We start from the raw sequence: 11956 nt of genomic DNA, 5'->3' as shown, positions 1-11956 counted from the left end.
TTTAACGTTTTTTCTGAATTTTATTATTGTATTTACTGTTCGTTCTTGCCGTTTTATTTTTACTTAAACTTTTAATTTTCACATCTTTTTTCGCTAAATTTTGATTCTTTTCTTGGGCTGCACGATACCTGTTTTTACTGTCGCGCTTTACCGTTGCTTCTTGGTATTCACTAGCTTCTAGGCGGTTAAACTCATAACCAGGAGCTACAATACGTTCAAACTTACGTTCAATTAATTGCTCTATGTTTTCTAAAAAGCGCTCATCTTTAGGGCTTACTAAAGAAATTGCCGTACCTGATTTACCCGCTCTACCCGTACGACCAACACGGTGGACATAATCTTCAGGTAAAAATGGTAAGTGAAAATTAACGACAAAAGCAAGATCGGGTATATCGAGTCCTCGAGCTGCAACGTCTGTTGCAACTAATACGCGCACTTTACCTTCACTAAACTGCTCTAATGCTTTATTTCTTGCGCCTTGAGTTTTATCGCCGTGACATAACGCCGCTTTTATTCCGTCAAGCTTTAATTCTTTTGCTAACGTATTTGCACTTTCTTTTGTTCCGGCAAACACCAGTACTTGCTGCCAATTATTAACACCAATAAGCTCTGAAAGTAATTCTCGCTTACGTTCTTCGGTAACCCAATAAACGGCTTGCTTTATTTTACCCGAAGTCGTGTTTTCTTTAGAAACACTGATTGTTTTTGGTGATTTCAATAACTGATTTGCTAACGACTTTACGCGGTCTGAAAAAGTTGCAGAAAACATCAACGTTTGATGCTTATGTTTAACAGCTAGCAATAATTTTTCAATATCCGTTAAAAATCCCATGTCTAACATGCGATCAGCTTCATCAAGTACAAGAAATTTCACTTGTGATAAATCAACATTGCGTAGAGCTAAGTGCTCTAATAAACGACCCGGTGTTGCTACTAACACATCAAGGCCTTGTTTTAGCATCTTTGTTTGTGATGCCATTTTACCGCCACCATAAACCACACCACTTTTTATCGGTAGGTATTGGCTAAACTGTTTGATGTTATCAGCTACTTGATTGGCAAGTTCACGAGTAGGCGTCAATATTAACGCTCGAATTGCTTGTCCTGATGCACTTTTTTCTTCTGCAGAGTTTTCATCTGTAGAAGTAGTCGAACTCTTGGCGGCATGATTGGCTTTAGCAATTGCATCTAAAATAGGTAAGCTAAAAGCAGCTGTTTTACCTGTACCTGTTTGTGCGCTTGCTAAAAGGTCAACGCCTTGGCGAATAACTGGAATTGCTTCTTGTTGAATAGGGGTTAAATTCTTATAACCACACGCCTTAACCGCTTTTAATAAATCCGCTGATAAGCCAATTGAATCAACACTCATATGTCACCTGAACCCTAAATAAACTTGTAAAATACTGAAATAGCATAATTGGCGCGGATTATAATACAAATTGTAGTTAAAAGCAGAACTAGTCTTGAAAAAAATTAGTTTAGATATTTGCTAAGAGGAGTAATTTTCTGGGTGGATAAGTATGAATTATGGCAAAAACATACCTCAATCTATTTAAGGGATTATTTACTGCATTGGCTTTATCAAAATAGAGCGACTACTTAATCTAAGTTATCGCACTAAGTGCGAATGAATAAGGTAAGTAATACCAATTCTATTAAATTTATTCCCAACTCAGAGCTATTATTAGCGAGCTTAGAACAAGTGAAATTGATTAAATATAGTTATTCTATACTTCACCAATTTCGTGATGTTATCAGTTTTCTAATAAGCTCCCGATGGGCGAGTTTAAAAGGCTTATATACTGTGTTATTGATTTTGATAAGGGAATAACCATTCTCTTCTATCAACGCCTTGCTTCTAAGCCTTTTAATTCTCGCTGAGCGGGAAATAACTTAATAGACTTGGTATAATGCGCCATTCTTATCAATTCATTCACAATGAATTGATAATAAGTTTATTGTTATTTTTTGCTGTTTAAAATAAAAGCATCAAACTAGAGATAATGGTTCGGTTTTAGTAATTGGCGCACCAACCCCTGCAGCAACATAAGGAATAACTCGCTCGATAACACCCGCTATATCTAACTTATTGTCGAAATCATTTTGAGCAATATCAATCAAAGCTTCACTTGATGACATGGTAAAAACTATAGTGCCCATAGTAAAATGCAATCGCCAAAATATTTCTTCTGCACTTAATTCAGGGTAAGCAATGTTAACGGCTTTGGTAAAGTTAGTAAAAACATCAGGATATTGAGTTGTTAAAAACCAACGTAAAAAGCCTTGGCTGTCGGTATAACCGCGCCCTAATAATTGCAAAAAGGTACTGGTACCGTTTTCTTTAAATTCATTAAGGTGTAAAAGTGGCCCTATAAAAGCAGAAAACACTTCATGCAAAGTTGGTTTAAGCTCAGCTTGGCAAATGAGTGACAGTGCAGACTCCAATCGAGGAGATAGTTCATCCATATAGCGAGACATAACCGCTTTAATTAACTCTTTTTTAGAGCCAAAATGATAGTTTACTGCCGCTAAATTGACATTAGCCTGACTCGTAATTTCTCTTAGGGACGTACCATTAAAGCCTTTATTGGCAAAAAGTACATCGGCGGCATCTAATATTTTATTTTTGGTACTCATACTTCAACTTCTAACTGCTTGCTGTTTTAATTATTTAATGATTTAGCATATATCCCTTTTACCAATCAAGATGCAGACTTCAGAGTGATGAGTGCATTTGAATGGTTATGGGTATAAACTAAACAACTAGTTTAAACACCTGTTTAAAATAGCGTATTCTTTGTAAATAGGTCAAGCTTTTAACAACCACTTAACCAGATTATTTCAGAATCTATTGTACATCAACTCTATTACAAATCATTACGCTATCTATACAGTAAAATACAGGCTGAGCATTTATCATTAACTCAGTTTCTAGCAAGCAGTGATTTTAAAACTCCCTGTTCTTATTAACTCCCTTATATATCATTGTTTTTGTTTATTATTGTTTTTATATCTCAACCCAGTTTCATGTTGTAGTTTGCTCATTCATTTTGAATGAGCTTTTTTTTGCCCTAAATTTAAGCGCTAAACCAGATTGTTTTCAAAATGCATTGTACATCACTACCATTACAAATCGTTACGGTATCTATACAGTAAAACACAGGGCAAGCATTTATTATTAACTCAGTTTCTAGCAAGCAGTGACTTTAAAACTCCCTGTTCTTATTAACTCCCCTATATATCATTGTTTTTGTTTATTATTGTTTTTATATCTCAACCCAGTTTCATGTTGTAGTTTGCTCATTCATTTTGAATGAGCTTTTTTTTGCCCCAAATTTGAGCTAGTTAATCCTAAGTAACTATTTTCCTTATAAACTTTGTATCAAGCAAACAATTTTATATACTAACCTCACCTAACAACTGCACTTTGATAATGATAATAAAATGAAAAATATTACGAAAACATTTAAGTTTACAGGTCTCGCATTAGTTATTGCCGCTTCTTTAACGGCATGCAATCAAGAGCCAAGCCAACAAGCCTCAGTAGAAAAAGCGGCAAAAATTAGCGCACAAGCAGCATTAACGGCCACAGACGCCCAACAGTTCTTAGATAATGTTGCTAAAGAAATGGTGACGTTAAACTTAGAAGGTTCACGTGCTGCTTGGATTTATGCCAATTTCATCACTGAAGATACCGCATCATTAGCTGCTGAAGCCGATCAAAAATCCACTGATGCTGGTGTAAGATACGCCATGCAAGCTGCAACTTTTGATGACGTAGATGTTAACCCGACACAACGACGCCAATTAAATGTCTTAAAGCAAAGTCTGGTTATGCCAGCGCCACAAGATCCAGAAAAGTCAGCTGAATTAGCGACAATAGGCGCTAAGCTTGGCAGTATTTACGGTAAAGGTAGCTATACCACTAAAGCAGGTGAAAAACTTAGCTTAGGTGATATGACGTCAAAAATGGCTAATTCTCGTGATTATGATGAATTACTTGAAATGTGGACCGGTTGGCGTGAAATCAGCCCAGAAATGAAGCCTCTTTACACTCGTCAAGCTGAGCTTGCTAACGAAGGTGCTAAAGGTTTGGGTTATCAAGATTTAGGCGCGATGTGGCGTTCTAACTACGATATGCCTGCCGATGATTTTGCCAAAGAACTCGATCGCTTATGGGGACAAGTTAAGCCTTTATATGATGATTTACATTGTTATGTAAGAACCGAGTTAGGTGAAACTTACGGTACTGATAAAGTGGCTCAAGACAAACCTATCCCAGCACATTTGTTGGGTAATATGTGGGCTCAGTCTTGGGGTAACATTTATGATTTAGTCGCTCCAGAAGATGCCGATCCTGGTTATGACGTAACTAAGCAACTAGCTGAGCATAACTACGATGAGATAAAAATGGTGAGAGGCGCTGAGAAGTTCTTCACGTCATTAGGCTTTGATGCTTTACCAGAGACTTTTTATACTCGTTCATTGTTTACTAAACCTGCCGATAGAGACGTAACTTGTCACGCCAGCGCATGGGATCTTGATGCTAAAGACGATATTCGCATCAAAATGTGTATACAGAAAACAGGTGAAGAATTTAACGTTATTCACCACGAATTGGGGCACAACTTCTATCAACGTGCTTACAAAGACCAGCCAGTATACTTTCAAAATAGCGCTAATGATGGTTTCCATGAAGCAATCGGCGATACTATTGCCTTATCAGTTACCCCTAAATACTTAAAAGAAATTGGTTTAATTGATACGATTCCTGATGAATCAAAAGATATTGGTTTATTGATGAAACAAGCGCTTGATAAAATCGCTTTCATTCCATTTGGTTTGATGGTAGATCAGTGGCGTTGGAAAGTTTACTCTGGTGAAATTAAGCCTGAAGACTACAATACTTCATGGTGGGAATTACGTGAGAAATACCAAGGTGTTGCAGCGCCTATAGATCGTGATGTTGATTCATTCGACCCTGGTGCTAAATACCACGTACCAGCAGGTGTACCTTATAGCCGTTATTTCTTAGCACATATTCAACAATTTGAATTCCATCGTGCGTTATGTGAAATCTCAGGTAATACTGACCCTATTCACCGCTGTTCAATTTATAACTCAAAAGAAGCAGGTACTGCGCTTAATACCATGTTAGAAATGGGTTCAAGCCAGCCATGGCAGCAAGCTTATAAAGTAATAACGGGTAATGAGCAAATGGATGCTACCGCTATATTAGATTACTTTGCACCATTACATGTTTGGTTGAAAAACAAAAACCAAGGTAAACAATGTGGTTTTTAATGATTAATAATTAAAAAGTCCACATAATAAAAAGCCCCGTTATCATCTGGTATTAACCATTGATAACGGGGCTTTTTTAATGCTATATACCTAAGGCACTGCTGAATAAGTGACTTAACTATGTATGATTAAAGCTTTAGCTCATATGCACTAACATATGACTTGGCTTCTCTAGGAATGATTTCCATAGGTTACAAAAGCGAGCGATAGTGCCGCCGTCTATAACTCGATGATCACCAGACCAGCTCACTTGCATAATACTGCGTGCTTCTACGTCACCTTGCTCATTAAAGCGCGGTAATTTTTGTAACTTGCCTAGTGCAACAATAGCGACTTCTGGTTTATTGATGATAGGTGTTGCCACAGTACCGCCTATTGCACCAATATTAGAAATAGTAATAGAGCCACCTTTTAGATCTTCACTAGCAACACGTCCACTACGCGCATCATTTGTTAAGCGCATAATGTCGTTAGCTAAGTCTAATATTGACTTAGTTTGTACTTGTTTAATATTAGGAACAAGTAAGCCGACTTTAGAATCAACCGCCATACCAATATTATGATCATTAAAATAAGTCAGCTCTGTGCAATCATCATTTACTTTTGAATTTACCACTGGGTATTCTTTGATCGCTAATGACATAGCTTTCATAAAAAATGGCATCATAGTTAATTTAATATCTTGCTTAGCATAAACATCTTTAAGTTCTGTGCGTAAAGCGATAAGTTCAGTGAGGTCAATTTCTTCACAGTAAGTAAAGTGAGGAATAGTACTGACACTATTTTGCATCGCTGTTGCCATTATCTTCTTAATACCGCGAATGGGTTCTACGCTAGTGCCGCCGTTAACAACAGTAGGTATAACACTCGAGCCATTTTGACTATAAGCGACAACATCATCTTTATAGACTCGCCCTTTTTTACCGCTGCCCTCGACTTGATGGATATTAATATCTAGTTCACGCGCTACACGTCTAACCGCTGGGCTTGCTAATGCTTTGCTACCGTCGGTTTTAGTATTGCTAACAGCAGGTTCGCCTTTTACTGATGATGGAGCAACTGATGGTACTGAGATTTCTTTAGTCACAAGCTCAGTCTTTACGTTATCAACTTGTGCGTTAACTTCAGGTTCAGCGGCAACAATATCGTTAGTACTGTCATCACCTTCTGGAGTCATAGCAAAAAGAGGCGAATGCACTTTAGCAATTTCACCTTGTTTATAATAAAGCTTTTCTACAACACCTGAATGCATTGCCGGAATTTGTACTAAGGCTTTATCTGTCATTACATCAGCAATAGGCTGATCTTCAACAATAACTTCGCCTTCTTTAACTAACCATTCGACGAGCTCACACTCAACGATGCCTTCACCAATATCAGGTAATATAAAATCAATACTCATGTTCTGTGTCCTGCTAATAAGGGTTATCGTTAAAAATTAACGCTCTTTATGATTGCTTCATATACTTTTAAGTGATCGCTAACATACTCTTTTTCTAGCGCTAATGGGTATGGCGTATCTAGACCACATACACGAGCAATAGGCGATTCTAAGTGTAAAAAACACTCACTTTGAATAGTGGCGGCTATTTCACTGGCAAATCCAGCCGTTAGTGGTGCTTCTTGACTGATAAGCAAACGACCTGTTTTCATCACAGAATTGCTAATAGTTTCTATATCCCAAGGTAAAATAGTACGTAAGTCTACCACTTCACATGAGATACCATCGTTGCTAGCCATTTGCGCTGCTTTTTCAATTATTTCCATTTGCGCGCCCCAAGCAAGTAAAGTGATATCAGTACCCGTTTGTACTACTTCAGCTTTACCCAAAGGCAATTGATAATCTTCTTCTGGTACTTCGCCAACTGATGCTCGGTATAAACGCTTTGGTTCAAAAAAGATCACCGGATTATCATCACGAATAGACGCAAGCAATAAACCTTTAGCTTGATATGGATTACGTGGAATAACTACTTTTAAACCTGGGGTATGGGCAAAGTAAGCTTCGGGCGATTGACTATGATACAAGCCCCCCGCAATACCACCACCGTATGGGCTACGAATGGTCAATTTACCAACATTGAATTCATTGCCGCTGCGGTAACGAAATTTAGCCGCTTCATTAACTATTTGATCAAAAGCAGGAAAAATATAATCGGCAAATTGGATCTCAGCGATAGCAACACTGCCTTGAGCAGCTAGACCATTAGCAAAACCAATAATCCCCTGCTCTACTAGAGGAGTATTAAAGCAGCGAGCTTTGCCATATTTTTCTTGTAGACCACTTGTGGCACGAAATACGCCACCAAAATGACCAACATCTTCACCAAAACATACCGTGCTTTTATCATCAGCCATGGCAATATCAAGTGCACTATTAATCGCGTGTAATAAATTTATTTGAGCCATGATTAAAGTTTTCCTGCTGCTGTAGTTGGGTAAGCTTCGTGAAAATAAGTGTTGATACCACACATTTGGTCAATATAGATTTGCATCATGATTAAAATTTCCCTGCTGATGTAGTTGGGTAAGCTTCATAGAAGTCAATGTTGATACTACACACTTGGTCAATATAGATTTGAGTCATGATTAAAATTTCCCTGCTGATGTAGTTGGGTAAGCGTCATGGAAGTCAATGTTGATACTACACACTTGGTCAATATAGATTTGAGTCATGATTAAAATTTCCCTGCGGTAAATGGGTAAGCTTCTGGGTATTTATTAACGTGAGCTTTGACTTCATCTAATTGTGCTTGTAACTGTGCTGATGGCACATCATAAACATCAGTTATCATGGTATCTATATGTGGTTTATCAATTTTCTCTGCTACTTTAACTGCCGCTAACACTTCTTCTCGATATTTTTCAAACAATGCAGTTTCTCGTGCTTCATCCCACCACTTTTGGTTTATTAACCAATTTTTCATACGCAAGATAGGATCATGACTTTGCCACTTAGCCTCTTCTTCTTTAGTACGATAACCCGATGGATCATCCGAGGTAGAATGTGCGCCCAGACGATAAGACATTGCTTCTATTAAGACTGGTTTATTTTCTTTTATTGCGTAAGCACGAGCTATTTGTGTTGCTTTAAGTACCGCAAGGATGTCATTTCCATCAATACGGATTGTTTTAATGCCGTAACCGACACCACGAGAAGCAATGCCATTACCTTTAAATTGTTCATCTGAAGGTGTAGAGATAGCATAACCATTGTTTCGACAGAAAAAGATAACCGGTGCTTCTTGTACTGCAGCCATATTTAGACCTGCATGAAAATCACCTTCCGATGCTGCACCTTCACCAAAATAACAAATGGTTACCGCATCAACACCTTGCAATTTTTGCCCATAAGCATAACCAGTCGCTTGCGGAATTTGTGTCGCAAGAGGCGAAGATACCGTCATACAGTTCAGCGCTTTAGAACCATAATGAATCGGCATTTGACGACCTTTCCCTAAATCACCAGCATTACTAAACAGCTGATTCATTAGATCTTTAAGATCAAAACCACGATATATTAAGGCACCTTGTTCACGATATTGCATCATGATCATATCTTGAGGTTTTAGTCCCGCAGCACCACCAACACTCGTCGCTTCTTCGCCTAATGCGGTCATATAAAAACTCAAACGGCCCTGGCGCTGTGAAGCCACCATACGTTCATCTAGTACACGATGAAAGGCAAGGCTATGATAAATTTTGGTCGCCAACGCTTGATCTATATCGGGTAAGTCAGCATTGGGATAAGTGACACCGTCTTGGTCTAAAATTCTCAATTCAGGAATTTCAACACTGGTCCCATCGATAAAAGTAGGTTGATGTACTACTGGTCCATCATCATAAATTTCTGTGCTCATAATGTTCTCTTCTATTACCTTAACGCGCAAGGTGCTGCGGTTAACGTCTGCGAAAGTTGATTAAATATAAAAACTATATTTAACAAATTTTTTTGTTGTAAGTACGCTCTTGTAACTGTGAGTTGTCAATAAATTAAATGGGTATTAGCCAGGCTTATTAATTTTTAGTATAGCCAATTTATACCTAAGTAAGGTATGCCGTAATAACCTGGATAAACTTTACCTTCACGTTAACTTACATTCAATAAACGAAGACAATGAGTTACCGTGTAAGTCACAAGAAGTGAGCAACATTCTTTACAGTGGTATTAGAATAAAAAAATAGAGGGGGTATACAGGAGTTAAAGAGTTATCACCATAATCAGTAATAACTCTTTAATAGCAATGACTTACAAGCCTGCAGCTTTAAATGAATCGCCAACAATAGCTTGTGCCTCACTAATGATGATTTGAAGGTGATCTTCATCAATAAAACTTTCAGCGTAGATTTTATAAATATCTTCAGTGCCAGAAGGACGAGCAGCAAACCAACCGTTATCAGTTACTACTTTTATGCCACCTATAGCGGCATTATTTCCTGGTGCATGTGAAAGTACATGAAGAATCTTATCACCCGCAAGGCTTTGTGCTTTAACATCGTTAGATGATAACGCTGTTAGCACGCGTTTCTGTTCAAATGACGCAACAGCTTCAACTCGGCCATAACATGGTTGACCTAGTGTTTTAGTTAGTTCGAGGTAATACTGATAAGGGTCTTTGCCAGTAACAGCAAGAATCTCTGCCGCTAATAAAGCCAATATAAAACCGTCTTTATCTGTGGTCCACGTACTGCCATCACGAGATAGAAAAGATGCGCCAGCACTTTCTTCACCACCAAAAGCATAACTTGCATCAGCTAAACCATCGACAAACCATTTAAAACCAACGGGCACTTCAGATAACGGGCGAGAGAGTTGAGCGGCTACGCGGTCAATCAATGAACTTGACACTAAGGTTTTGCCTATTTTACAACTTTTTGGCCAATCTCTATGCGTCATTAAATAATGAATAGCGACGGCGAGGTAATGATTGGGATTCATCAAGCCGCCACTTGACGTTACAATACCATGTCGGTCAAAATCAGGATCATTACCCACACTGATATCAAAATCATCTTTCATGGCAATAAGGCCTGCCATGGCATATTTTGACGAGCAATCCATGCGAATTTTACCATCTTTATCTAATGGCATAAAAGCAAAACTGGCATCGACTACTTCATTAACAACAGAAATGTTCAGGTTATATTGCTCAGCAATAACAGGCCAATAAGCGATGCCTGAGCCGCCTAAAGGATCAACACCAATAGTGATGCCTGCTTTTGAAATAGCCTGCATGTCAATTACTTCATTAAGTTGACCAACATAATGACTAATAAAATCTTCTTTGGTGAGCAGAGATGATTTTAGCGCTTCAGGGTAAGATAGCTGTTTAACATCAATTAAGCCTGCGATAATGATTTCATTAGCGCGCTGCTCAATTTTCTTGGTAATACCACCTTCTGCAGGACCACCGTGAGGCGGATTATATTTAATACCACCATCACTCGGTGGATTATGTGAAGGCGTAATGACAATGCCATCAGCAAGTTTTTCAGAAGCTGATTTATTATGACAAATGATTAAACGAGAAATAACGGGTGTCGGCGTAAAGCCCTTTCCCGATAAAGAGTCACTTTGGATAACGACATTAACGCCATTAGCAATAAGTACTGATATTGCGTTAGCAAATGCGGGCTCAGATAACGCATGAGTATCTTTACCTAAAAAGAGTGGCCCATTGATGGCGTTTTGTTGACGATATTCCGCAATAGCCTGACATATAGCGATAATATGCTGCTCATTGAAACTACGCTTATTCGCGCAACCTCGGTGACCAGACGTGCCAAAGCTTACTTGCTCAGCAGCTAAACTTACATCTGGTGTTTGCAAAAAGTAGTCACTAACTAACTGACCAATATTAATTCTATCTTCCGGACGAGCTGGTTTACCCGCAAAAGGGTGGATACTCATGTCATCTTCCTAATTATTACAAGTATTATCCTAAGCTACTTCAATAGTCAGTACTAAAGTAACTCACGAATTTTTTCTACATCACTGTCACTATAACCCAATGAGATTGAGGCTTTAGTTAACATCATTTTTTTACGTGTGGTGTTAGAATTGGTTATGACCCAAAATGGACTTTCTGGTATTTGGCGAGGCTTAGTACTACTGCCACTTTCTGCTAATTTATTTTCACTATTAGCAAAATATAAGCGATCTCTACCACTTATATCTGTTACTACACCAAACTGGTCTGGATGAGCACGATATAATGCGGCAAGAATTAATAAAAACCGTCCCACAGCACCACGCTGCATTGCCAACTCTTCTTTATTGATAAAGTTAAACACTGTTTCATGGCTCTCAGCGGTAACCTTAACAACAGCTTTACTTTTTGGTTCTTTAACCTCAGCAGTTTCAATTTTCACTGCCTTCTCTTCAGACTCAGGAAGAATATTTACTTCAACCACATCTGAAGGTTCATTAACGGTAACGGTTTCAAGTTTGGCTTCGACACCCAAATTTAGCAAACGACGTAAAATGGCAGAAGCACTCTCACCAATAAACTGAGTATTAGTGGCAATATATTGGTAAAGCTCTTCATCTATTTCGATGTTTTTCATTGTTACCCTTAACTTAAATAATTCGCGAAAGATTATATAGGGAAATGACAGTAGGTTGAACTCATTTATACCCATTACTATTCAA

At 38.2% G+C, this 11956-nt stretch carries 8 protein-coding genes; 1 reads left to right on the top strand and 7 read right to left on the bottom strand.

Annotation, left to right across the window (positions count from 1 at the left end; all coding sequences use genetic code 11):
* Position 1 precedes the first annotated feature (1 nt).
* Both CPS_RS07065 and CPS_RS07060 read right to left on the bottom strand, forming a co-directional pair.
* Entirely contained in the window at positions 2-1369 is a 1368-nt protein-coding gene (locus tag CPS_RS07065; protein WP_011042426.1) for a DEAD/DEAH box helicase, read from the bottom strand.
* A gap of 620 nt (positions 1370-1989) precedes the next feature.
* Positions 1990-2637, bottom strand: coding sequence for a TetR/AcrR family transcriptional regulator (locus CPS_RS07060; RefSeq protein WP_011042422.1), 648 nt, complete (start codon positions 2635-2637; stop codon positions 1990-1992).
* Between the two features lie 807 nt (positions 2638-3444).
* Between CPS_RS07060 and CPS_RS07055 the strand changes: the two genes are divergently transcribed.
* Complete coding sequence (locus CPS_RS07055) at positions 3445-5304, top strand: M2 family metallopeptidase (protein WP_011042421.1); 1860 nt, start codon at positions 3445-3447, stop codon at positions 5302-5304.
* A 136-nt stretch (positions 5305-5440) separates the two neighbouring features.
* Here CPS_RS07055 and CPS_RS07050 read toward each other — a convergent pair whose 3' ends face one another.
* The 5 genes from CPS_RS07050 to seqA all read right to left on the bottom strand — a co-directional run bounded on the left by CPS_RS07050 (position 5441) and on the right by seqA (position 11871).
* Positions 5441-6706: a dihydrolipoyllysine-residue acetyltransferase gene (locus CPS_RS07050; RefSeq protein ID WP_011042420.1), complete on the bottom strand. Its 1266-nt coding sequence runs from the start codon at positions 6704-6706 to the stop codon at positions 5441-5443.
* A 29-nt stretch (positions 6707-6735) separates the two neighbouring features.
* On the bottom strand, positions 6736-7713 hold the full coding sequence (locus tag CPS_RS07045; protein ID WP_011042419.1) for an alpha-ketoacid dehydrogenase subunit beta: 978 nt from the start codon (positions 7711-7713) through the stop codon (positions 6736-6738).
* A gap of 269 nt (positions 7714-7982) precedes the next feature.
* On the bottom strand, positions 7983-9164 hold the full coding sequence (locus tag CPS_RS07040) for a thiamine pyrophosphate-dependent dehydrogenase E1 component subunit alpha (RefSeq protein ID WP_011042418.1): 1182 nt from the start codon (positions 9162-9164) through the stop codon (positions 7983-7985).
* 389 nt (positions 9165-9553) lie between these two features.
* On the bottom strand, positions 9554-11215 hold the full coding sequence (gene pgm / locus CPS_RS07035) for a phosphoglucomutase (alpha-D-glucose-1,6-bisphosphate-dependent) (protein WP_011042417.1): 1662 nt from the start codon (positions 11213-11215) through the stop codon (positions 9554-9556).
* Positions 11216-11268: 53 nt separating this feature from the next.
* Entirely contained in the window at positions 11269-11871 is a 603-nt protein-coding gene (gene seqA / locus CPS_RS07030; RefSeq protein ID WP_011042416.1) for a replication initiation negative regulator SeqA, read from the bottom strand.
* Between the last annotated feature and the right edge of the window lie 85 nt (positions 11872-11956).

Source organism: Colwellia psychrerythraea 34H (assembly GCF_000012325.1).
GTDB lineage: Bacteria > Pseudomonadota > Gammaproteobacteria > Enterobacterales > Alteromonadaceae > Colwellia > Colwellia psychrerythraea_A.
Note: the sequence above shows the minus strand (reverse complement) of the source record. Positions and strands in the feature narration are given on the sequence as shown.

Coding starts and splice junctions, on each gene's coding strand:
- seqA (WP_011042416.1), bottom strand. CDS start 11,871: ATGAAAAACATCGAAATAGATGAAGAGCTTTACCAATATATTGCCACT.
- CPS_RS07065 (WP_011042426.1), bottom strand. CDS start 1,369: ATGAGTGTTGATTCAATTGGCTTATCAGCGGATTTATTAAAAGCGGTT.
- CPS_RS07045 (WP_011042419.1), bottom strand. CDS start 7,713: ATGGCTCAAATAAATTTATTACACGCGATTAATAGTGCACTTGATATT.
- CPS_RS07040 (WP_011042418.1), bottom strand. CDS start 9,164: ATGAGCACAGAAATTTATGATGATGGACCAGTAGTACATCAACCTACT.
- CPS_RS07055 (WP_011042421.1), top strand. CDS start 3,445: ATGAAAAATATTACGAAAACATTTAAGTTTACAGGTCTCGCATTAGTT.
- CPS_RS07060 (WP_011042422.1), bottom strand. CDS start 2,637: ATGAGTACCAAAAATAAAATATTAGATGCCGCCGATGTACTTTTTGCC.
- CPS_RS07050 (WP_011042420.1), bottom strand. CDS start 6,706: ATGAGTATTGATTTTATATTACCTGATATTGGTGAAGGCATCGTTGAG.
- pgm (WP_011042417.1), bottom strand. CDS start 11,215: ATGAGTATCCACCCTTTTGCGGGTAAACCAGCTCGTCCGGAAGATAGA.